The sequence below is a fragment of the Mycobacterium sp. URHB0021 genome (assembly GCF_054057895.1).
The window spans coordinates 7,371,728-7,393,921 of the sequence record NZ_JBSRZT010000002.1 but is presented as its reverse complement, the minus strand read 5'-3'; the positions used below and the strand labels follow the sequence as shown (position 1 = coordinate 7,393,921).

Genomic DNA, 22,194 nt, shown 5'->3' with positions numbered 1-22,194 from the left:
TCGGGTGGGGTGAAGGTAGTGGCTGGGGAGCCGAAAGCGAAAGTAATTCCGCTGCATTCTAATTCGAGCCGCGGTGCGGCTCAGCGGCGGACGGCCGCGCAGCGCAGCGAAAGTTCGCGTCGGCATCCGTCGCTCATGACCGACACCGGCGGCCGGGCTTCGGCCGAACAGATCGCCGCCGTGGTCCGCGAGATCGATCAGCATCGCGGCGCGGTATCGGGTGCGCCGACGATCGACGAGGGCCCGTCGGAAGCGGCGAAGCGAATCGCCGCGATCGCGGAGTTCACCCGCAAGCGGATGATGGGCGATTACACCGTCGACGAGTTCGGGTTCGACCAGCATCTCAACGACGCTATCTTTTTGGCCTTTGCTGCGAGCGCTTTTCAAGTCCTGGTTCCGGGTTGAGGTCAGCGGGATTGAAAATCTGCCCGAGTCCGGGGCGGCACTGATCGTCGCCAACCATGCGGGTGTGTTGCCGTTCGACGGGTTGATGACCTCGGTGGCCGTGCACGACAAGCATCCCGCACATCGCGACCTGCGACTGCTGGCGGCGGACATGGTGTTCGACATGCCGATGATCGGCCAGGCCGCGCGCAAGGCCGGCCACACCATGGCGTGCACCGCCGACGCGCACCGACTGCTGGCCGCCGGCGAACTCACCGCGGTCTTCCCCGAGGGCTACAAGGGGCTGGGCAAGCACTTCCAGGACCGCTACAAGTTGCAGCGCTTCGGTCGGGGTGGATTCGTCTCGGCTGCCATCCGGACCCACGCCCCGATTGTTCCGTGCTCGATCGTCGGCTCGGAGGAGATCTATCCGATGGTCGCCGACCTGAAGCTGCTGGCGCGACTCCTCGGCCTGCCGTACTTCCCGATCACCCCGCTCTTCCCGCTGGCTGGACCCGTGGGGTTGGTGCCGCTGCCGTCGAAGTGGCACATCCAATTCGGGGAACCGATCTCGACCGTGGAGCACGACGAGGCCGCCGCCGAGGACCCGATGGTCACCTTCGAGCTGACCGACCAGGTCCGCGAGACCATCCAGCAGACGCTGTATCAACTCTTGGCCAACAGGCGGAACACCTTCTTCGGCTGAGGATCAGCTCGGGTTCGACCTTTGCCCAGCAACCATTTTCGCGATCGCCGCATCGCGCGCGGCGGCGATCTGCGCCGTGACCGCGTCGGCCTCTTCCGGTGTCTCGGCCTCACCGAGCAGGGTGACGATGCTGGTGATCACCGGCTTGCCGTCGGCGTCGGTCACCTCGCCGCGGATCTCGGTGAGGATGGCGCCGTGTGACTCGATCACCGAATCCAGGTACGAGTCGAAGTACAGTTTGTCGCCCGCCAGGATCGGCCGGTGATAGACCAGCTTCTGATCGCGGTGCAGCACCCGCTCCATGTTGACCGGCACGTCGAAGTGCTCGAAGATCTCCAGCTGCACGCGACGGGCCGCCACCGCCAGAAAGGTCAGGGACGCCACCAGCGCGTCGTAACCGTACTCTTTGGCGGCTTCCTCGCTGTAGTGCGCCGGGTGATCGTCCTTGACGGCCCGCGCGAACTCGCGAATCTTCTCCCGGTTGACCTCGAAGTAGTCGGGATACCGGTAGTGGGTCCCGATGATGTCCTGGGCGATGCTCATTCTGAACGAGTCTTTCGGTCGCGTGTCGGCGGCGCCGAGCCTATCAGCGCGCTCGAGCCCTAATTGTCTCGGCGCGAGACGACGGCGGCCAGCGCGCCGCCGATGGCGCCCAGTGCCAGCGCCGAGGGCACCCCGATGCGGGCGGCCTTGCGGGCCGTCCGGAAATCCCGAATCTCCCACCCGCGCTCGCGGGCCACATCGCGCAGATCGGAGTCGGGGTTGATGGCCACGGCGGTGCCGACCAGAGACAACATCGGGACATCGTTGAAGCTGTCGGAGTATGCGGTGCAGCGACGCAGGTTCAACCCCTCGCGGATGGCCAGCGAACGGACCGCATGGGCCTTGCCGGTCCCGTGCAGGATGTCGCCGACCAGCCGGCCGGTGAACACCCCGTCGATCGACTCGGCCACGGTGCCGAGCGCTCCGGTCAGCCCCAGCCGCTTGGCGATCGTGGCGGCCAACTCATAGGGCGTCGCGGTGACCAGCCACACCTGCTGGCCGGCGTCGAGGTGCATCTGCGCCAGCGCGCGTGTGCCCGGCCAGATTTTGTCCGCGATGATCTCGTCGTAGATCTCTTCGCCCACCGCCATCAGCTCGGCCGTCGATCGGCCCTCGATGAAGGCCAGCGCCTTGCGCCGGCCGGCCGCCACGTCGTCGCTGTTCTCCCGGCCGGTCAGCTGAAACTTGGCCTGGGCATAGATGAATCGGCCCAGATCGCCGTAGGTGAAGAATTTGCGGGCAGCCAGACCGCGGGCGAAGTGCACCAGCGACGAGCCGTGCACCAAGGTGTTGTCGACATCGAAGAAAGCCGCAGCCGTCAGATCGGGCGGCGGGGGCGGCGGGATGGTGACGGTCTCACTGGACATGTCCATGACGGCCGCCTCGGCGGAGGCCTCTCCGGCGAGCTGTTGCTCCTCCACAATGTCGCCGGATTCGGACACGGTTCAACAGTAGGTCACCGGGTGGCGATACTGACGACATGGACCGACAGGTGGAGTTGTTGACGCGCGCGGGATGCACGCTCTGTTCGGGCGCCGCGACGCGGCTGGCCCAGCTGGCCGGCGAGCTCGGCTTCCAGCTGAAAGTGACCGACGTCGACCGGGCGGCGGCCGCGGGGGACACCGGCCTGCGCGCCGAATTCGGCGACCGGCTTCCGGTGGTGCTCCTCGACGGCAGCGAGCACAGCTACTGGGAGATCGACGAACCGAGGCTGCGGGCCGATCTCTCGGGTGGCTGACCCCTCCGCCCGGGTAGACGTGTCACGGAATACATTTTCACGTGAGGACCTGGGCAAATTGGTGCCCCAGCTGCTCAACAAGTACCTTGGTTGACGTGGTGATGAAGCCGTGAGCGTCCTGCTTTTCGGGGTTTCGCACCGTTCCGCGCCGGTATCCGTACTGGAGCAATTGAGCACCGATGAGTCCGATCAGGCCAAGATCGTCGACCAGGTGCTGCAATCCCCGTTGGTGACCGAGGCGATGGTGCTGTCCACCTGTAACCGGGTCGAGGTGTACGCCGTCGTCGAGGCCTTCCACGGCGGGCTTTCGATTATCGGCCAGTTGCTGTCCGAGCACTCCGGCATGTCGCTCAACGACCTCACCAAATACGCCTACGTGCGCTACGCCGAGGCGGCCGTCGAGCACCTCTTCTCTGTGGCCAGCGGACTCGACTCCGCGGTCATCGGCGAGGCGCAGGTGCTCGGCCAGGTCCGCCGCGCCTATGCGGCCGCCGAAGCCAACCACACCGTCGGGCGCACGTTGCACGAGCTGTCGCAGCGCGCGCTGTCGGTCGGTAAGCGGGTGCACTCCGAGACCGGTATCGACGCCGCGGGCGCGTCCGTGGTGTCGGTGGCGCTCGGCATGGCCGACACGAAGCTGGACGGGCTCACCGGCCGCCGGGCCGCCGTCGTCGGAGCGGGTGCGATGGGCGCGCTGTCGGCCAAGCATCTGATCCGTGCCGGGGTCGAGCGCATCCACGTCGTCAACAGGTCGCTTCCCCGCGCGAAGAAACTCGCCGAGAGCATCCGCGAGATGGGCGTCGCGGCCGATGCCTTTCCGTTCGATCACCTGACGCCCGTGCTCACCGGCGCCGACGTCGTCGTCTGCTGCACGGGTGCGGTGCGGCCGGTGGTCTCGCTGGCCGACGTCCACCGCGGCCTGGCCCACGGGGGAGAGCCCAAGCGGCTGGTGATCTGCGACCTGGGCATGCCGCGTGACGTCGACCCGGCGGTGACCGGCCTGCCCGGCGTGTTCGTCGTCGACATGGACCGTATCCAGCGGGAGCCGTCGTCCCGGGCCGCCGCCTCCGACGCGGAGGCCGCCCGCGCGATCGTCGCCGCGGAGGTTGCCAACTACCTGGCGGGGCAGCGGATGGCCGAGGTGACCCCGACCGTCACGGCGCTGCGCCAGCGCGCCGCCGACGTGGTCGAGGCCGAGTTGCTGCGACTGGACAACCGGCTGCCCGGGCTGGACGCGGCGCACCGCGACGAGGTCGCCAAGACCGTCCGGCGGGTCGTGGACAAGCTGCTGCACGCACCGACGGTGCGAGTGAAACAGCTCGCGAGCGCACCGGGCGGCGACAGCTACGCCGAGGCGCTGCGTGAGCTCTTCGAACTCGATCAGCAAGCCGTCGATGCCGTGGCCGCAGGCGAATTCCCTTTAATAGCAACCGATTTCGACAAGTCTGAGTAACGCTTGAGTCAAAGCCGCGCGATAATCCGGATAGGCACCCGGGGCAGCCTGTTGGCGACGACCCAGGCAGGTGTCATCAAAGACGCTCTGGTGGCAGCGGGTCATCAGGCCGAACTGGTGATCATCTCCACCCATGGCGACCGCTCGGCCGCGCCGATTGCCGAGATCGGCGTCGGGGTGTTCACGGCCGCCCTGCGCGAAGCCATCCACGACGGGGTCGTGGACATGGCCGTGCATTCCTACAAAGATTTGCCCACGGCGCCGGACCCGCGGTTGACCATCGCCGCCATACCCCGTCGCGAAGACGCCAGGGATGCGCTGGTGGCCCGCGACGGGATGGTGCTCGGAGAGTTGCCCGCGGGCTCGGTGATCGGCACCTCGAGTCCGCGCCGGGCTGCACAGCTTAGAGCACTGGGTCTCGGTTTGGAAATTCGCCCCCTAAGAGGCAACCTTGATACCAGGTTGAACAGGGTTAGCAACGGTGATCTCGACGGCATCGTGGTCGCCCGGGCGGGATTGGCCCGCATCGGACGACTCGCCGATGTCACCGAGACTCTGGAGCCGGTGCAGATGTTGCCAGCGCCGGCTCAAGGTGCGCTCGCGGTGGAGTGCCGCGCGGACGACACCGAGCTTGCCGCGCTGCTGGAGGTGATGGACGACGCCGACACACGCGCAGCAGTCACCGCTGAACGAGTCCTGCTCGCCGAACTGGAGGCGGGTTGTTCCGCACCGGTGGGCGCGATCGCGGAAGTGGTCGAGTCCATCGATGAGGACGGCCGTGTCTTCGTGGAGCTGTCGTTGCGCGGATGTGTGGCGACGCTGGACGGATCCAACGTGATCCGTGCGTCCGGCATCGGGACTCCCGACCGGGCCCGAGACCTCGGGGTCTCGGTGGCCGGTGAGTTGTTCGAGTTGGGGGCGCGCGAGCTCATGGCGGATCGATAGAACAGCAGTAACAGCTGCGATGAGCGTCAGTGAAGAGCATGAAGGTGAGTGATAGATGACTGGCCAAGGGAGCGGTCGAGGGCGTAAGCCGAAGCCGGGCCGCATCACGTTCGTCGGCTCGGGGCCTGGTGACCCCGGTCTGCTGACGACGCGGGCCCGGACCGTGCTGGCCAACGCGGCGCTGGTGTTCACCGATCCCGACGTGCCCGAGGCGGTGCTGGCCCTGGCAGGGTCCGAGCTGCCGCCGCCGTCCGGACCCGAACCCGCAGCGACCGTCACGGCGGCCGATGGGACCACGGACGGCGAGGCGCTGATTTCCGATGCCGTCGATCGGGTGGCGCCTGCGGCTCCCAGGCTTCCCGGCGGCCCCGACGTCCGGCCCGCTCTCGGTGATCCCGCCGAGGTCGCCAAGACCCTGGCCCACGAAGCCCGCGCGGGAGTCGACGTGGTCCGTCTGGTGGCGGGCGATCCGCTCTCGGTGGATGCCGTGATCACCGAGGTGAACGCCCTGGCGAAGACCCATCTGAATTTCGAGATCGTGCCGGGTCTGCCCGACACCACCGCGGTGCCCACCTACGCGGGCCTGCCGTTGGGTTCGGCGCACACCGTGGCCGACGTTCGCGGCGATGTGGACTGGGCGGCGCTGGCCGCCGCGCCGGGTCCGCTGATCCTGCACGCCACCGCATCCCATCTGCCCGAGGCTGCGCGCACGCTCGTCGAGTACGGACTCGCGGATTCCACACCGACCGTGGTGACCGAGAAGGGCACGACGTGTCAGCAGCGTTCGGTGGAGACGACGCTGGCCGGTCTGCTCGACAAGGCCGTGCTCGAAAAGCCCGCGGGCTCAGAGCTTTCCGGCCCGCTGACGGGTCCGCTTGTGGTGACGATCGGTAAGACGGTCGCCAACCGGGCGAAGCTGAACTGGTGGGAAAGCCGCGCTCTGTACGGCTGGACCGTGCTGGTGCCGCGCACCAAGGACCAGGCCGGCGAGATGAGCGAAAAGCTGCGGAGCCACGGCGCATTGCCGGTGGAGGTGCCGACCATTGCCGTCGAGCCGCCGCGCAGTCCCGCGCAGATGGTGCGCGCGGTCAAGGGTCTGGTCGACGGCCGGTTCCAGTGGGTCGTCTTCACCTCCACCAACGCGGTGCGCGCGGTGTGGGAGAAGTTCAACGAGTTCGGCTTGGATGCCCGCGCCTTCTCCGGCGTGAAGATCGCCTGCGTCGGTCAGGCGACCGCCGATCGGGTGCGTGCCTTCGGCATCAATCCCGAGCTGGTGCCGTCCGGCGAGCAGTCTTCACTCGGCCTGCTCGATGAATTCCCGCCCTACGACGATGTTTTCGATCCGGTGAACAGGGTGCTGCTGCCGCGTGCGGATATCGCGACCGAGACGCTGGCCGAGGGCCTACGGGAACGCGGCTGGGAAATCGAGGATGTCACCGCCTACCGCACTGTGCGGGCGGCCCCGCCGCCGGCCCAGACGCGCGAGATGATCAAGACGGGTGGATTCGACGCGGTCTGCTTCACCTCGAGTTCGACGGTGCGCAACCTCGTCGGCATCGCTGGCAAGCCGCATGCCCGGACGATCGTCGCGTGCATCGGCCCCAAGACGGCCGAAACCGCAGCCGAATTCGGGTTGCGCGTCGACGTGCAACCCGAGGTCGCCGCGGTCGGTCCGCTTGTCGAGGCGCTCGCCGAACATGCCGCGCGGTTGCGCGCGGAGGGTGCCTTGCCGCCACCGCGTAAGAAGAGCCGTCGCCGCTAGGCGCACAACAGCCACGGAGGGATGGCTTTACATGCCCTATCCGAGTCACCGTCCCCGCAGACTGCGAGCCACCCCGGCGATGCGCCGTCTGGTGGCGCAGACGTCGCTGGAAACCAGGCATCTGGTGCTGCCGATGTTCGTCGCCGACGGCATCGACGAGCCGCAGCCGATCGCGTCGATGCCCGGGGTGCTGCAGCACACCCGTGACTCGCTGCGCCGGGCGGCCGCTGACGCGGTGACCGCCGGAGTCGGCGGGCTGATGCTGTTCGGGGTGCCGCGCGACGAGGACAAGGACCCGACCGGTTCGGCCGGCGTTGCCGAGGACGGCATCCTCAACCTCGCGCTGCGGGATCTGGCCAAGGATCTCGGCGACGAGACCGTGTTGATGGCCGACACCTGCCTCGACGAGTTCACCGATCACGGTCACTGTGGCGTGCTCGACGACCGCGGCCGGGTCGACAACGACGCGACAAACCTGCGCTATGTCGAACTGGCTGTGGCGCAAGCGGAATCGGGTGCCCACGTGGTGGGGCCGAGCGGCATGATGGACGGCCAGGTCGCCGCGATCCGCGAGGGGCTCGACACCGCCGGGTATACCGACACCGTGATCATGGCGTATGCGGCCAAGTTCGCGTCGGGCTTCTACGGCCCGTTCCGCGAGGCGGTCTCCTCCAGCCTCAGCGGGGACCGGCGCACCTACCAACAGGACGCGGGCAACGCGCGGGAGGCGCTGCACGAGGTCCGGCTCGACATCGACGAGGGCGCCGACATCGTGATGGTCAAGCCGGCGATGTCCTATCTGGACGTGGTACGGGCCGCCTCCGACATCTCGCCCGTCCCGGTGGCCGCCTATCAGGTGTCCGGTGAGTTCTCGATGATCACCGCGGCGGCTGCCAACGGCTGGATCGATCTGCGGACCGTCGCCCTGGAAACACTGACCAGCATCCGTCGCGCCGGCGCCGATTTCGTGCTGACGTACTGGGCGGTCGACGTGGCCGAATGGCTGGCGTGAGCGGCCAGTCGCCCGCACCGGACACGTCGGCCAGGCCGCTGGACGTCGACACCGGGTTCTGGCTGTGGCTGGCGGCACTGCCGCTTCTGACGATCGGGTACCTGGTCGACCTGGTGGGCACGCGGGCGGACCATCCACCGGTGCTGTTGTACGCCGTCTCGATCGTGTTCGTGATCGTGGTGGCCGCGGTGGTGGTGACCTTCCTGATCCTGATGCGACACGGCTACCGGTGGACCCGCACGGTGCTGACCGGAGGCGGGATCGCGGCGGTGGTCTACACGGCGACCAGGCTGTTCACCGTCGATCGGCCCACCCCGGTGGCGATCACCTACGCGGCCACCGCGATCGTCGGTTCCGTGCTGATCGTGGGCGGAGTGTTCCTGTTGCACCGCAAGGATGCGCACGCATTCTTCACGCGGTGACGTCCGCTAGGCTTTGCCGACAATGACAGCTCCCCCGCCGCGACCGCGGGCCGTCACCGCCGCATTCTGGTGTTGGGTGGTCGCGTCCATTCTGCTGATCATCGGCGGTCTGATCGCTGCCTCGGTCGGTCTGCCGCCCGTCTACCGCGGTGCCGGCGTGCTCACGGCGACCGGGGGCGCCGCGATGGCTTTCCTGGCGGGCCGCGCGCGCAGCGGTGACCCGCGATTCCGCCGGGCCGCCGTCGCGCTGTCACTGGCCATCGTCGTGCTCGTCGCGCTGTTCGCGGTGTTCGGCGTGGTGCACATGCTCACCCTGGTGGCCGTCATCCCGCTGATTGCCGGCACCGTCCTGATCAGGCGGTCCGCGACGGACACCCCGGGCGGGAAGGAACAGCCGTGATGCAACGCGACGCGCCTGCGCAGTCGACGCCCGAGGTGCTGTTCCACGAACCCGGTGCGAGCTGGCTGTGGATTCTGGCCGGGCCCGCCGCGGCGATGGCGATGGCATTGATCCAGGTGTCCGCCGGTATGGGGTTCCAGTGGCTGGTGCCCACGATCTTTCTGCTGCTCGTCACGGGTTTCATCGCGATTCAGGTCAAGGCGGCCCGGATCCACACATCGGTCGAGCTGACGCCGGACTACCTTCGGCAGGGCACCGAGAAAACCGACATCGAGGACATCGTGGCTATCTACCCGGAGGCCACCGGCGCGGAGGCGCCCAAATGGCAGTCGTCGCGGGCACTTGGCGAACTCACCGGAGTGCCGCGCGGTCGCACCGGCATCGGCCTCAAGCTGAGCGACGACCGTGGCGCGCAGGCGTGGGCGCGCAGACACCAGCAGTTGCGGGCCGAGTTGACCCGGCTGGTGGAGGAACGTATCCCTCCCGGGCCCGCGTCATGAGGCGGCGCGCGATCATCGAACTGCTGGTGGCCGTGGCCGCGGCGATCGGTTGCGTGCTGAGTTGGCTGGCGGCCCGCTCGACGGTCGACGTCGCCCCGCTGCTCGAGGGCGAACCCATGACGACATCGGTGGCGTACAGCGCGCCCCTGGTGGTGTTGTCGTTGTTCCTCGCAGCCGTGGCCGGAGCGCTGGCGGTGATGGCGATCGCACGATTGCGGCGCGGCTAGCCCGACCGACGTTGCTACTGCTGCACTCACGCTCCCAGCTTCAACCGGTGTTGTACATACGCACTCAACTTTGTACAGTGTCACTCAACATGCCGTGAGCGCGCTCACACCGAGCGCCAGCTCTTCCAGCGGCTTCACGGTTGAAGCGCGAAAGTGAGGGCTAACCGGTGTCAGGTGAGACTGAACGGCGGAGTGTCTTCCGCGCCGCATCCCGTACCGCCGCGTCCAGAGGACTGGTGACCGTCGGTGTCGCGACCGTGCTGTTGTTCGTGGTCAGCGCACTGATCGACTCCGCCAGCGTCTCGGCGACCTCGATGGCCGGGATGCTGCCGGTGGCCGCCGTCTCGCCATTGCCGGGCTCGGCCAGATGCTGGTCATCCAGCAGGCGGGTATCGATCTGTCGGTGGCGGGCGGTGTCTCGCTGGCGCTGGTGACGGTCACGCACTTTCCCGATGGGGACAACTCCAGGCTGGCGCCGGCGATCGCCCTGGCGATCGGGTTCGCCGTCGCCGCAGGTCTGCTGAACGGATTGTTGATCGGCGGCCTCGGGCTGAATCCGATCATCGCGACGTTGGGCACCAACGCCGTACTCTACGGCGTCAACCTCGGGATCTCCGGCGGTCGCCCGCGCACCACCACCGATCGGTTGGCCGCTGTCGCGGGTGGTTCCACCTCGGGCATCCCCCACTCGGTGTTCATCGCCGTCATCGCGTTGATCATGGTGGCGGCCGTGGTCAAACGCACGGTGGGCGGGCGGCGGTTCGAGGCGATCGGTGCGAATCCCGCCGCGGCGCGCACGGCCGGGTTGCGCGTCAAACGCCACCAATCGCTGTGCTACGTATGGGCACAACTGCTGTACTGCCTGGCCGGCATCCTGATCGCGGGTATCACCGCGCAGCCGACCGCCTTCGCCGGTGACGCCTACCTGCTGCCGTCGATCGCCGTGGTCGTGCTCGGTGGCACGTCGCTGCTGGGCGGGCGTGGGTTTCCGCTTCCCACGGTCATCGCCGCCGTCTTCCTGCAGCAGTTGATCACCCTGGTCAGTGTGCTGGGGGTGTCGCCCGCCATCTCGCCACTGGTGCAAGCCGCCGCGCTGGCGGTGGGGGTTTCGCTCTACACCCTGAACTGGACTGCGATTCTGCCTGTCCGCCAACGCCGCCGGGCAACCGCGGCGGTGGCCGGTTAGTGCCGCCGGCGAAAGCAGAGGAGAGACGACCGATGAGGACTGGTAGCCGGACAGCGTTGATGTGCGCACTGGTCACGACCGTGAGTTCGGTGCTGGCCGGCTGCACTTCGGCGAGTCCGCGGCGCGACGTACCGACCGGTCCGGTCACCCATGCGCAGGGCGCTCCGTCGTGGTGCGGCACCCGGCCGATCGAACTCGGTCTGCTCGACGGATATGGCGGCAACAGTTGGCGGTTGGTCACCACCGCGTCCGGCAAGGAAGAGGCGGCCAAGTGTCCGAGCGTGACCCGGTTGCGCTACGCCGACGGCCAGGGCAACACGCTGAAGGCGATTTCGGACATCAAGGCGATGGCGTCGGCGGTGGACGCGATGGTGGTCTTTCCGGACGCGGGTAAGGCGGTGCTGCCGGCGTTGACCGCCGCCTACCGCACGGGCGTGGTGACCGTGCCCTACCGCATCGACCCGGGCGGCGCACCGGGTGTCAACTACGACGCCTGGATCGGCGACGACTTCGCCAACGACGGCAGGAACTGGGCGGGCTGGATCAACAAGAACGTGCCCGGCGGCGGCAACATCCTGTTCCTCGGCGGGCCGCCCGGCAACAGCCAGAGCATCGCGGAGTATCAAGCGATGCGCCAGAACCTGCCGGAGACTTACACATTCATCGGTCAAACCCCGTTCCAGCCGACGAACTGGGACCCCACGCTGACCCAGCAGTTGCTGTCGGCGGACATCGCCAAGTACCCCAAGATCGACGTGATCGTCTCCGACTTCGGGCCGACTCTGGTCAGCTCGCTGCCGCTGTTTGCCAGGAGTGGGCGCCCGATTCCCGCGCTGGCGACCACCGACGGCAACTCGCTGAGCTGTTTCTGGGCGGACAGTCAGGCCGGCAGTCCGTTCAAGATGGTGACCGTCGCCACCGGAAACGACAACGTCCGACTGGCCGTGCAGCACGCCGTCGCGCGTGCCACCGGCGGACAGGTCCCCACGGCCGACGCGTTCAGGGGCCCGGTCTTCGAGGACTCGGTCAGCAGCCGGCCCAACGGCGTGCAGTGCCGCCGCGACCTGCCCGACGACACCTATCTGTCCGCCGAGATCTCCGGTGAACAGCAGGCCGAAATCGACAAGTAGATGACTATCGAGGGACCGCAGGGGAGCACCGTGACACAACCGAACGCCGAAGTGCTCATTGCCGAGGAAACACATTCGGCGACAATAGAATTGGCCCATATCGCCAAGCGCTACGCCGGCGTCGCCGCGCTGACCGACGTCTCGCTGCGGGTACTTCCGGGCGAGGTGCATGCGGTTCTCGGCGAGAACGGCGCAGGCAAGTCGACGCTGATGAACATCGCCACCGGCACCGCCCAGCCCGATGAGGGCACCATCACGGTGCGGGGTGAGTTGGTCGCCGCCCTCAACCCACGCTCGGCAGCCGCGCTCGGCATCGCGATCGTGCATCAACACCCAGCCGTGCTTCCCGACCTGACCGTGCAGGAGAACCTGCAGGTGGCGCTGCCGGCATCGGTCTTCGTGGGGGCGCCGGCGGCCACGGTCGCACGCCGGATGCTGGACGACGTCGGGCTGCGGGTCCACCTCAATGACCGGGTCGAGTCGCTGACGCTGGCCGAAAAACACCTGCTCGAGATCGCGAAAGCCTTTGCGATCAAACCGAAGTTACTCGTCCTCGACGAGCCGACCGCCCCGCTCGGCGCCGACGCGGTCGCCCTGCTGTTCCGCCGGGTCCGGGAGGTGGTGGCCCAGGGCACGTCCGTGGTGTACATCACCCACCGTCTCGCCGAGGTGCGTCAGCTGGCCGGCCGGGTCACGGTGCTGCGCGACGGACGCGTGCGCGGCACCGTGGCGGTCGCCGACATCACCGACGCCGAACTCCTGGCGCTGATCGTGGGCCGGCGGCTGGACTCGACGTTCCCCGACAAGCATGTGCCGGCGGACAGCCCACCCAACTTCGTCCTCGACAACCTCACCGGGCCGGGCTTCTCGGCGGTGTCGGCGTCGTCGACGCGCGGCGAGATCGTCGGTATCGCCGGTGTCGTCGGTAACGGTCAGAGCGAGCTGATGCGCGCGCTGGCGGGCTTGGAGCCGTCGACCGGAACCATCAGCGTCGGGGGCGAGAGCTTGAGCCAGGCCGAACTGTTGCGCCGTGGCGGCTACATTCCCGCCGACCGGCACACCGAGGGTCTGATGATGCGGTTGTCGGTACGGGAGAATGCCGCGCTGTCGGCGTTGCGCAGCTTCACTTCCGGGCTGTTCCTCAACCGCGGCCGCGAGATTCGGGGTGTGCGGACATCATTGGAGTCGCTCTCGGTCAAGACGCCTTCGCTGGAGGCCGGGGTATCCGCATTGTCCGGCGGTAACCAGCAGAAGGTGGTCATCTCCCGCGCGCTGCTCTCCGAGCCACCACTGCTGGTGGCTGACGAGCCCACCCAGGGCGTCGACGTCGGTGCACGCGCCGAGATCTACGCGATCCTGCGGGAGACGTCGATGCGGGGGGTGCCCGTGGTGGTGTGTTCCTCGGACGCCGCCGAACTGGAGGGCCTGTGCGATCAGGTGCTGGTGATGTCGCGCGGCCATGTCGTCGAGACGCTGGTCGGCAGCGATGTCACCGAGCAGAAGATCGTCTCCGCGGCCGTCACCTCGACCGCCGAGGCGGTATCGGTGGCCGCCGCGCGACGGGCGGCAGGGGCCACCTGGCGGCGGTTCCTGACCGGCGACTACACCCCGAGCGTCCTGCTGCTCGCGGTGATCGTCCTGCTCGCCGCGGTCATCGCCTCCGGTAACGGCCGCTACCTGTCGGCATTCAACATCTCCACAATCCTGACCGCGGCGACGGCGGTCGGACTGATCGCCATGGGTCAGAACGTCGCGCTGCTGACCGGGGGCATCGATCTGTCCGTCGGGCCCCTCGCCGGGTTCTTGGTCGTGGTGGCCTCCTTTTACGTGGGCGACGGCGCTCCGCCGACCATGGTCATCGCCGGGATGGTGATGATGATCGCGATCGCGGCGGTGGTCGGTGCGATCAACGGCTCGTTGATCCGGTTCGGACGCTTCACCCCCATCGCCGCGACGCTGACGCTCTACATCGCGCTGGGCGGGCTGGCTTTCCTGTTGCGCCCCACCCAGGACGGCTACATCGCCGGGTTCTTTCAGGAGGCGGTGAACTTCAGCGTCGGCCCGTTGCCGCTCGCGTTCGTCCTGATCGTGATCCTTGCCGTCGCCATGGAATTCGCGTTGCGCAAATGCCGATGGGGTTGGCGGCTGCGGGCGGTGGGCTCCGACCAGGACGCGGCGCGACGCATCGGGGTCGGCGTCAACGCCACCGTCATCGGCGCGTACATCGGCACGGCACTGTTTGTCTTCCTCGGTGCGTTGATGTTCATGGGGCAGTACGGCATCGGTGACCCGGCCCAGGGCCCGGCCTTCACTCTGACCAGTGTCGCCGCGGTGGTGCTGGGCGGCACCAGCCTGCTCGGTGGACGTGGCACCTTCATCGGACCGGTCATCGGGGCGGTGCTGTTGCAGCAACTTCTCAACGCCAGCACCTTCCTCGGTCTGGGGTCCACTGTGCAGTACTACTTCCAGGGTGTGCTGATTCTGGCTGCCGCCGTCATCTACACCCTCGTCCGTTCCCGTCGGCAGCGGATATAGAGATCAAGAAAGGCACGACATCACCATGAGCACAGCGACATTCGGCACCAATGCGGTCGACTGGGAGGAGCGGATCTCCTTCGACCGGCTGCGCACGGAGCGTCTGGCCCGGCTGAAGGCCGAGCTCGAGAAATCCGATCTCGGCGCGATCCTGGCCTTCGACTTCTCCAACATCCGGTACATGTCGGCGACGCACATCGGCACCTGGGCGATGGACAAGATGATCCGCTTCGCCCTGCTCACCCGTAACTCCGACCCGATCGTCTGGGACTTCGGCTCGGCGGCCCGTCACCACCAGCTCTACAACCCGTGGCTGGCGACCACCACTGCCGAGTTGGATGCCGATCCCCATGCGCCTCACCACAACGCCGTCCGGCCGCGGACCGAATCGGGCGCGCGGGCCGGGATCTCCACCCTGCGAGGTGCTTTCAACCCCGATGCGGGCGTCGCCGAGGAGGTGGCGCGCAAGATCAAGCGCGAACTGGAGCGCTTCGAACTGCTCGGTGAACCGCTGGGCGTCGACGTCATCGAACTGCCGGTGCTGTTCGCGCTGCAGCAGACGGGCATCGACGTCGTCGACGGCCAGCAGGTGTTCCTGCGGGCCCGTACGATCAAGACGCCAGACGAGATCTCGCTGCTGACCCAGGCCGCCTCGATGGTCGACGCCGCCTACGATCAGCTCTACGAGTTCCTGCGGCCCGGAGTGCGGGAGAACGAGACGGTCGGGCTGGTCGCCAAGACGCTCTACGACCTCGGTTCCGAGTATGTCGAAGGCGTGAACGCGATTTCGGGGGAGCGCTGCTCACCGCACCCACACGTCTACTCCGACCGCATCATCCGCCCGGGCGACCCCGCGTTCTTCGACATCCTGCACAGCTACAACGGGTACCGGACCTGCTATTACCGCACCTTCGCGGTGGGTTCGGCGAGCTCCGCGCAGCACGACGCGTACACCCGGGCCCGGCAATACATGGATCGGGCCATCGCGCTGGTTCGGCCCGGTGCGACAACCGCCGACATCGTCTCGGTGTGGCCGACGGCCCAGGAGTTCGGCTTCCCGGACGAGGAAGCGGCCTTCGCGCTCCAGTACGGGCACGGCGTCGGCCTGTCGATCTGGGAGAAGCCGATCTTCTCGCGGCTTGTCTCCCTTGATCATCCCGAGGTGCTCGAGGAAGGCATGTTCTTCGCCCTCGAGACGTACTGGCCGTCGGCCGACGGCATCGGCGCGGCGCGCATCGAAGAGGAGATCGTGGTCACCGCGACGGGTTGCGAGGTGGTCACCAAGTTCCCCGCCGAGGAACTGCTGGTGGCCGGCCGGCGGTACTACTCGGTCAGCGGCCGGCTCCCGGTGGTGCGCAGTTCGCAGTCCCACCTGAACACCGCGGCGGGCCGCGGCGAAGAAACCGCGGCGGGCCGCGGCGAAGAAACCGCGGCGGGCCGCGGCGAAGAAACCGCGGCGGGCGACGCCTGATGCGGGCCGCGGTCTACTACGGGGCGCGCGACGTCCGGGTCGAGGACAGACCGCCGCCGTCGCCCGGTGAGGGCGAAGTGCTGCTGCAGGTGCTCCGCAGCGGGGTGTGCGGCACCGATGCCACGGAATGGTCTAGCGGACCAAAGACATTTCCGATCACCACCCGCCACCCGGTGACCGCGCACAACGGGCCGATGATCCTCGGCCACGAGTTCATCGGTAGAGTCGTCGAGCCCGCCGACGGCGGCCGGTTCGAGACCGGCACTCTCGTCGCGTCCGGCGCCGGCGTGTCATGCGGTACGTGTCAGCGCTGTCGGCAGGGTCGCACCAACCTGTGCGAGCGCTACTACACGCTGGGCCTGAACACCGCGGGCGGGATGGCCGAACTGGTGGCCGTCCCGGAAACCGTGCTGGTCGGCGTCCCGCCGTCGATGCCGGTCGACCGCGCCGGGCTGGCCCAACCGATGGCGGTGGGTCTGCACGCCGCGCGGCGGTCCGGGGTGCGCCAAGGGGACCGTGTCGTGCTGATCGGGGCCGGCGCGATCGGATCGTTCGTGCTGGCCGGACTGCGGTCGTTGGCCGATGCCGACATCACCGTGATCGACTTCCCCGGGTCGCGGCTGCAGCGCGCCCAGCGCCTCGGTGCCACCCGGACCATCGAGGCCGGCCCCGACGTGGTCGCGCGGGTACGCGAAAGCTTCGGCGGCAGTGGCGCGGACGTGGTCGTCGAGGCCAGCGGAGCACCAGGGCAGCTGGACACCGCCACGGAGCTGGTCCGTCCCGGCGGCACCATCCTGCAGGTCGGATTGCCGTCCAAACCGCAGCAGGTGGATGTGCACTCGCTGGTGATGCGCGAGGTCTCCGTGCTCACCACGCTGGCCCACGTGTGCGGAGACGACCTCGCCGCCGCACTGGACATCCTGGACAGCAGCAGGTTGGCCGACGAAGTGCTCGAGTCCGTGCATCCGCTGGAGGACCTGCCCACTCAGCTCGAGCTGCTGGCCACCGGCCGGCTGGACGGCAAGGTGCTGTTCGACCCCGCGCTTGTGCCCGGCTGACCTGCGCGCCAACCCCTACCTGCCATCGATTGCGAAGGAGCTCCCGATGAAAGCGGCGGTGTTCTACGGTGACCACGACATCCGCATCGAAGACGTTGCCGGGCCGGGCAAACCGGGCCCCGGCGAGGTGCTGCTGCGGCCCAGCTGGTGCGGCATCTGCGGCACCGATCTGCACGAGTACGCGATGGGGCCCATCGTCATCCCGTCCACGCCGCACCCACTGAACCAGTCGAAGCTGCCGCAGATCCTCGGCCACGAATTCTCGGCAGAGATCGTCGAACTCGGCGCGAGTGTGACGACTATCGCTGTGGGACAGCGTGTCTCGGTGATGCCGCTGCTGTTCTGTGGCCGGTGCTACTACTGCAGGCGCGGACTCAACCACCTCTGTGTCTCGATGGCGTGTATCGGACTCAGCTTCGGTTGGGGCGGCATTGCCGAGCTGGCCGTGGTACCCGCCACCCACGTCAGCGCCCTGCCCGATGACGTGTCCGACCTACAGGGCGCGCTTGTCGAACCCGCGGCGGTCGCGGCCTACGGCGTCGACACCGCACAGGTGGTGCCCGGAGACACCGTGCTGGTCACCGGTGCCGGGCCGATCGGTGCCCTGGCGGCGCTGTACGCATCGGCGGTCGGGGCGGACGTGGTCATCTCCGAGGTGAACCCGGTGCGGCTGGCGTTGGCCCGGAACCTCGACATCGGTGAGGTGCTCGACCCGTCCGAGGTCGACGTGGCCGCGTGGATCAAGGACCGAAACGCCGGGATCGGGTTCGACGCCGTGATCGAATGTTCCGGCAACGAACGCGCTCTGCAGACGGCGCTGGCGGCGGTACGTTCGGCCGGCCGGGTTTCGCAGACCGGTCTGCACACCAAGGCGGCCTCGATCGATCCGATGCTGCTGTCCGAACACGACATCACCCTGGCCGGAACGTGGTGCTACCCGGTGTACGACTGGCCGCGCATCATCGGGCTCATCGCCGGCGGCCGCTATCCGGTGGAGAAGGTCGTCACGGCGCAGATCTCGATGGTCGACATCGTCTCATCGGGTTTCGAAACGCTGCTCTCACCCTCGGGCGACCAGGTCAAGGTCCTGGTCCAGGCCCGCTGACACAGGAGGACACATGAAGGCACTGCAGTACCGGGAGCGCGGCGTCGCCCGGGTGGCCGAGCTGCCCACTCCACAGATCGCCGATGACGAGGTGCTGGTCGCCGCGCGCTCGGTGGGCGTGTGCCACTCGGACATCGACCTGCTCGAGGGCCGCTACATCATCCCGTTCTCCTATCCGCTGATTCCCGGTCATGAATGGTCCGGCGAGGTGGTCGCGGTCGGTGACAAGGTGGCCCGCTTCACCCCTGGTGACCGTGTGGTCGGCGAATGTGTCCTCGGCACCGACCATTTCGGTTTCTCGATCAGTGGGGCGGCCGCCGAATTCTTCGTGGCCCGGCCGGAGTGGCTGCATCGGCTGCCCGATGGGTTGTCCTACACCATGGGTGCGCTGGTCGAACCGTTCAGCGTCGCGTATTACGCGCTGGTGCGTGCCGGTGGCGTGGACGCCAGCGACACACTCGCGGTGCTCGGTGCGGGTCCGGTCGGGCTCGCCGTCGTCGCCGCGGCCCAGGCGATGGGCGCGGTGGTGCTGGTGGTGGAGCCGTCCGCGGACCGCCGAACGGCAGCCGCGGCGATGGGCGCCCGGCACACCACACATCCCGACGATGCCGCGGACGTGCTCGCCGAACTGACCGCTGGACGTGGCGCGGATCTGGTGGTGGAGGCCAGCGGCCGCCCCGCCGTGATGGCCCACGCCCTGGAACTCGTTGCCTTCCAGGGGCGCGTCCCGTACATCGGCATCGATGTCGGGGCGGAGGCGCCGGCCAAACTGGGCCTCATCCAGTCCAAGGAGCTGCGCATCACCGGGTCGATCGGCTCACCCGGGGTCTGGCCGGAGACGCTGCGGTTCCTCGCCAACAGCGGCATCGATCTGTCCCCGATCGTCACGCAGCGGTTCGCCATCGACGATGCGGTGTCGGCGGTCGACGCTGCCCATCACCCCGAATCGACCATCAAGGCGCACATCGAGCTGACCGCGGCGCTCACGGGATGATGCGGGCCCGGCGGTAGCGCTCGGCGTAGTCGAAGAAACTGTTCCGGGTGTCGCGGGTAGCGGTGAAGCCCGCCGTGCGGCTCTTGTTCATATCGGTCAGCACTTCGATGTCACGGCCGAGGTCTCCGTCGGTGTGCCACCACGACGCCACCCGGGCCAATTCCGGTTCGGCCAGTTGGTGTTTGGCGGCGATGTCCGCCCAGATGCCGTCCATATCCGCCATCGCCTGCTCCAGCGGCCGGGGCGCGGTGGCGAACCCCTCCCACTCGAGGCCGAAGTGGGCGGCGATCTGCGGCCACAGCCATCGCCACCGGAACACATCGCCGTTGGCGATGTTGAACGCCTCGTTCTGGCCGTTCTCATCGGTTGCGGCCCAGAGGATCTGCTCGGCGAGCAGCTCGGCGTCGGTGACGTCGGTGACACTGTTCCATTGCGTGGCCGAACCGGGGAAGACGAACGGCAGCCCACGCTCCTGGCATATCGTGGCGTAGGCGCACAGCGTGGCGACCATGTTCATCGCGTTACCGGTGGCGAAGCCGAAGACCGTGTGCGCGCGGTGCACGCTCCACGTGAAGCCGTTGCGCTCGGCGGACGAGAACAACTCGTCCTCCTGGGCGTAATAAAAGTTCGGCGTCGCCAGTCGTGGCTCCTCCTCGCGGAACGGAGTGTCGGGCATCGTGCCGGTGGCATACGCCTCGAACGGTCCGAGATAGTGCTTGAGCCCGGTCATCAGCGCCACGTGCCGCACCGACCGCGCCGGCTGGAGGGCGGCGAGCAGGTGGCGCACCGCCGCACCGTTGACGGCGATGTTCTCGGCCTCGGTGTCCTTGCGGGTCCACGCGGTGATGGCCACCACCTCGGCACCCACGCCGTCCAGTGCGGCGGCCAACCCGGCCGGATCGGCCCGCACCGGCGTCACACCGTCGACGGCACTGCCGCCGCTACGCGACATCCCGAACGTGTCCCACCCGTCGGTGAGCAGCGCCCGCGCCACGGCCTGTCCGACGATGCCGGTCACACCCACCACCAGGGCGCGGCCCTTCGCTGTTGCGGTCACTGACGTCCTCCACTCGTACCGGGTGTCGACGCAAACCCTACTGTTTAGTGAGAGTGAACAGCAAGTCCTCTTCTGCGCTGACCCGACACGACGAAGTCGGCTTTCGGCAGGGGGCGTGCAGTGCTGCTAATCTTTTGCCTACGACTTCGACCGGTAGGGACGCTGATGGATCACATGGGTCAACGACTCAGGAGCGTCCGGGTGCGGGCCGGGATGACGGTGCGCGAACTCGCCAGGCAGGCGGCCGTATCCCCGTCGCTGATCTCTCAGATCGAGAACGGCAAATCGCAGCCGTCCGTCGCCACCCTTTACGCGTTTTCCCGACTGCTCAACGTCTCGGTCGACGAACTGTTCTCCGATGCGGACGGGCCGCCGGCCCGTAACGGCGTGTCCGCGGCCCCGATGGTGAACGGCCGGCCGGACGGCAGCGGACGCCTCGACCCCATCCACGCGTGGCGGCCGTCGGAGTACTCCAATCGGGTGTCGGTCGTGCACCCGTCGCACCGACCGCACCTCGAGATGGCCGACGGCGTGGTCTGGGAGCGGTTGGCCGCGACACCCGAGCACGGCGTGAGCTTCATGAAGATCTCCTACGCACCCGGCGCCGCCTCGGGCACCGGCGGCGACCCGAACATCCACGACGGCTACGAATACGGCTACGTGCTGGCCGGCAAGGTCGAGGTCACCGTCGGCGAGGAGGTCTTCGTGTTGAATACCGGCGAATCGCTCGGCTTCGACTCGTCCATCCCGCACATCCTGCGCAATCCGGGACCCGAAGTTTTCGAAGGCATCTGGTTTGTGCACGGCGACTCGCATTGAGTCGCATCAGGTTTGCTCTGTTGCTGCGAAAACCTCTGGATGAGAACGTAGTTCGATGCGAGTGCGGCGGATGTGCAGCTCGAGGATGCGTTCGGCCTCGTCGGCGTCACCGTCGTGTAGAGACTGGATCAGCAGCCGGTGCTCCGCGTTGATGACCCACCCCCGCGCCCCGAGCGTCAGGTGGCTGAACGCCCGCCGGTAGTGCTGGGTGGTGTCCCACAGCCGACCGATGATGGTCCGCAGCTCGCCCGGGTCGCCGTGGCGGTACGTCAACCAGTGCAGCTGACGGTCCAGCACCAGGAATTCCTCGACGTCGCTGGTGCTTTCGATGCGGTCCTGGATGTCGTCCAGCTCGGCGAGGTCCGCTGCGGTCAGCCCTGGCATGCTCTCCCGCAGCAGTAGCGGCTCGAGCCGCTCGCGAATCTGGTAGCTGCGCTCGCAGTCCCGCTGGTCCAGGCTGGTGACCCAGGCGCCCTTGTTGGACCGCAGCGTCACCAGGCCGGCCGACTGCAGGATGCGCAACGCCTCGCGCACCGGCAGCCGGCTGGCGCTGAATTCCTCGGCGAGCTCGTCCTGGCGAATTCGGGTGCCCGGCGTGAGTCGGCCGGACAGGATCTGGTCGCGGAGGTGGTCAGCGATCCGCTGGCTGGCGACCGTCGAGGCGGGTTCCACGACGATCTCGCTCACCTGTGCACCTGTCCGCGCTTGTCGAAGGCTTTGCCGTTCGGGTAGGAGACTAGCTCGAACTGCATGCCCCACGGCGACAGGAAGTAGAGCCAGCGCTGACCGGCGCTGGGGCCGGTGCTGACGGTCAGCTCGCCGAGCACCCGCAGGCCGAGGGTGTGTAGCCGAGCCACCGCGGCGTCCAGGTCGTCGACGTACAACGCCACGTGGTGGCCGCCGATGTCGCTGTTGCGCGGCGGGGCCATGCGCTGGTCGGCGGCCTGGTACTCGAAAACCTCGAAGATGGCCTGGCCGCCGAGCCGGTAGAAGTGCAGCCGGCGCATCACGGTGTCATCAGCGACGTTCAGGTGTTCGCTCATCCAGGTGTCGTCGTGCGCGAACGGTCCGAGCGTGTACATGTACTCGCAGCCCAGCACGTCGGTGAAGAAGGCGTGCGCCTGATCCAGGTCCGGAACGGTGACGCCGACATGGTCGACACGGGTGATGCCCGGGATGGGCCCTACTGCGGACATCTCTGGTCCTCCAAACGGTCGTAGACGGTTGTAATGGATCCATTACTGCCAT

General features: G+C 67.9%; 23 protein-coding genes and 1 pseudogene. 18 read left to right on the top strand and 6 right to left on the bottom strand.

Annotated features, from left to right (window positions below; all coding sequences use genetic code 11):
• Nucleotides 1-18: 18 nt before the first annotated feature.
• Nucleotides 19-1,090, top strand: a pseudogene (locus ACVWWN_RS38325) (lysophospholipid acyltransferase family protein).
• Nucleotides 1,091-1,093: 3 nt separating this feature from the next.
• On the opposite strand, the gene ACVWWN_RS38320 reads toward ACVWWN_RS38325, so the two are convergent.
• Entirely contained in the window at nucleotides 1,094-1,633 is a 540-nt protein-coding gene (locus ACVWWN_RS38320; RefSeq protein WP_457148526.1) for an FAS1-like dehydratase domain-containing protein, read from the bottom strand.
• Nucleotides 1,634-1,692: 59 nt separating this feature from the next.
• A complete protein-coding gene (locus ACVWWN_RS38315) occupies nucleotides 1,693-2,574 on the bottom strand; it encodes an HAD family hydrolase (protein WP_457148525.1) in 882 nt (293 codons plus the stop codon).
• 38 nt (nucleotides 2,575-2,612) lie between these two features.
• On the opposite strand from ACVWWN_RS38315, the gene ACVWWN_RS38310 reads away from it, so the two are divergent.
• The 9 genes from ACVWWN_RS38310 (at nucleotide 2,613) to ACVWWN_RS38270 (ending at nucleotide 9,591) form a co-directional block, all read left to right on the top strand.
• Nucleotides 2,613-2,870 carry a glutaredoxin family protein gene (locus ACVWWN_RS38310; RefSeq protein WP_457148524.1) on the top strand — a complete coding sequence of 86 codons (258 nt, stop codon included), beginning with the start codon at nucleotides 2,613-2,615 and terminating at the stop codon, nucleotides 2,868-2,870.
• Between the two features lie 109 nt (nucleotides 2,871-2,979).
• A complete protein-coding gene (locus tag ACVWWN_RS38305) occupies nucleotides 2,980-4,323 on the top strand; it encodes a glutamyl-tRNA reductase (protein WP_457148523.1) in 1,344 nt (447 codons plus the stop codon).
• Between the two features lie 21 nt (nucleotides 4,324-4,344).
• The gene (gene hemC, locus ACVWWN_RS38300) at nucleotides 4,345-5,268 is read left to right on the top strand and encodes a hydroxymethylbilane synthase (protein ID WP_457149438.1); all 924 of its coding nucleotides are present in this window, start codon (nucleotides 4,345-4,347) and stop codon (nucleotides 5,266-5,268) included.
• Between the two features lie 55 nt (nucleotides 5,269-5,323).
• The gene (locus ACVWWN_RS38295) at nucleotides 5,324-7,030 is read left to right on the top strand and encodes a uroporphyrinogen-III synthase (protein ID WP_457148522.1); all 1,707 of its coding nucleotides are present in this window, start codon (nucleotides 5,324-5,326) and stop codon (nucleotides 7,028-7,030) included.
• Nucleotides 7,031-7,061: 31 nt separating this feature from the next.
• On the top strand, nucleotides 7,062-8,042 hold the full coding sequence (hemB, locus tag ACVWWN_RS38290; protein WP_457148521.1) for a porphobilinogen synthase: 981 nt from the start codon (nucleotides 7,062-7,064) through the stop codon (nucleotides 8,040-8,042).
• Entirely contained in the window at nucleotides 8,030-8,464 is a 435-nt protein-coding gene (locus ACVWWN_RS38285; protein WP_457148520.1) for a hypothetical protein, read from the top strand. Before hemB ends, ACVWWN_RS38285 begins: the two co-directional genes overlap by 13 nt.
• A gap of 22 nt (nucleotides 8,465-8,486) precedes the next feature.
• Complete coding sequence (locus ACVWWN_RS38280) at nucleotides 8,487-8,864, top strand: hypothetical protein (protein WP_457148519.1); 378 nt, start codon at nucleotides 8,487-8,489, stop codon at nucleotides 8,862-8,864.
• Complete coding sequence (locus ACVWWN_RS38275) at nucleotides 8,864-9,364, top strand: DUF3093 domain-containing protein (protein WP_457149437.1); 501 nt, start codon at nucleotides 8,864-8,866, stop codon at nucleotides 9,362-9,364. The genes ACVWWN_RS38280 and ACVWWN_RS38275 overlap by 1 nt, the downstream gene beginning before the upstream one ends.
• A complete protein-coding gene (locus ACVWWN_RS38270; RefSeq protein ID WP_457148518.1) occupies nucleotides 9,361-9,591 on the top strand; it encodes a hypothetical protein in 231 nt (76 codons plus the stop codon). The genes ACVWWN_RS38275 and ACVWWN_RS38270 overlap by 4 nt, the downstream gene beginning before the upstream one ends.
• Nucleotides 9,592-9,751: 160 nt before the next feature.
• On the opposite strand, the gene ACVWWN_RS38265 is transcribed toward ACVWWN_RS38270, so the two are convergent.
• Entirely contained in the window at nucleotides 9,752-10,036 is a 285-nt protein-coding gene (locus ACVWWN_RS38265) for a hypothetical protein (protein WP_457149501.1), read from the bottom strand.
• Here ACVWWN_RS38265 and ACVWWN_RS38260 point away from each other — a divergent pair.
• From ACVWWN_RS38260 to ACVWWN_RS38230, 7 genes are read left to right on the top strand one after another with little or no spacing between them, the layout of a single operon-like run.
• Nucleotides 9,959-10,777, top strand: a complete 819-nt coding sequence (locus tag ACVWWN_RS38260; protein ID WP_457148517.1) for an ABC transporter permease — start codon at nucleotides 9,959-9,961, stop codon at nucleotides 10,775-10,777. The genes ACVWWN_RS38265 and ACVWWN_RS38260 overlap by 78 nt on opposite strands.
• A gap of 32 nt (nucleotides 10,778-10,809) precedes the next feature.
• Entirely contained in the window at nucleotides 10,810-11,907 is a 1,098-nt protein-coding gene (locus ACVWWN_RS38255) for a substrate-binding domain-containing protein (RefSeq protein WP_457148516.1), read from the top strand.
• 30 nt (nucleotides 11,908-11,937) lie between these two features.
• Nucleotides 11,938-14,442, top strand: a complete 2,505-nt coding sequence (locus ACVWWN_RS38250) for an ATP-binding cassette domain-containing protein (RefSeq protein WP_457148515.1) — start codon at nucleotides 11,938-11,940, stop codon at nucleotides 14,440-14,442.
• Between the two features lie 25 nt (nucleotides 14,443-14,467).
• Nucleotides 14,468-15,913, top strand: coding sequence for a M24 family metallopeptidase (locus ACVWWN_RS38245; protein ID WP_457148514.1), 1,446 nt, complete (start codon nucleotides 14,468-14,470; stop codon nucleotides 15,911-15,913).
• Complete coding sequence (locus ACVWWN_RS38240) at nucleotides 15,913-16,971, top strand: zinc-dependent alcohol dehydrogenase (protein ID WP_457148513.1); 1,059 nt, start codon at nucleotides 15,913-15,915, stop codon at nucleotides 16,969-16,971. Before ACVWWN_RS38245 ends, ACVWWN_RS38240 begins: the two co-directional genes overlap by 1 nt.
• 46 nt (nucleotides 16,972-17,017) lie before the next feature.
• Nucleotides 17,018-18,076 carry a 2,3-butanediol dehydrogenase gene (locus ACVWWN_RS38235; protein WP_457148512.1) on the top strand — a complete coding sequence of 353 codons (1,059 nt, stop codon included), beginning with the start codon at nucleotides 17,018-17,020 and terminating at the stop codon, nucleotides 18,074-18,076.
• 13 nt (nucleotides 18,077-18,089) lie between these two features.
• A complete protein-coding gene (locus ACVWWN_RS38230; RefSeq protein WP_457148511.1) occupies nucleotides 18,090-19,070 on the top strand; it encodes a zinc-dependent alcohol dehydrogenase in 981 nt (326 codons plus the stop codon).
• On the opposite strand, the gene ACVWWN_RS38225 is transcribed toward ACVWWN_RS38230, so the two are convergent.
• Nucleotides 19,060-20,127 carry an SDR family oxidoreductase gene (locus tag ACVWWN_RS38225; RefSeq protein ID WP_457148510.1) on the bottom strand — a complete coding sequence of 356 codons (1,068 nt, stop codon included), beginning with the start codon at nucleotides 20,125-20,127 and terminating at the stop codon, nucleotides 19,060-19,062. The two genes, ACVWWN_RS38230 and ACVWWN_RS38225, sit on opposite strands and share 11 nt — an antisense overlap.
• A gap of 174 nt (nucleotides 20,128-20,301) precedes the next feature.
• Here ACVWWN_RS38225 and ACVWWN_RS38220 point away from each other — a divergent pair, with 174 nt between their 5' ends.
• The gene (locus ACVWWN_RS38220; protein WP_457148509.1) at nucleotides 20,302-20,946 is read left to right on the top strand and encodes a helix-turn-helix domain-containing protein; all 645 of its coding nucleotides are present in this window, start codon (nucleotides 20,302-20,304) and stop codon (nucleotides 20,944-20,946) included.
• Between the two features lie 6 nt (nucleotides 20,947-20,952).
• Here the strand turns inward: ACVWWN_RS38220 and ACVWWN_RS38215 are convergent, their stop codons facing one another.
• Entirely contained in the window at nucleotides 20,953-21,633 is a 681-nt protein-coding gene (locus tag ACVWWN_RS38215) for a GntR family transcriptional regulator (RefSeq protein ID WP_457148508.1), read from the bottom strand.
• Nucleotides 21,630-22,142, bottom strand: coding sequence for a VOC family protein (locus ACVWWN_RS38210; RefSeq protein WP_457148507.1), 513 nt, complete (start codon nucleotides 22,140-22,142; stop codon nucleotides 21,630-21,632). Before ACVWWN_RS38210 ends, ACVWWN_RS38215 begins: the two co-directional genes overlap by 4 nt.
• Between the last annotated feature and the right edge of the window lie 52 nt (nucleotides 22,143-22,194).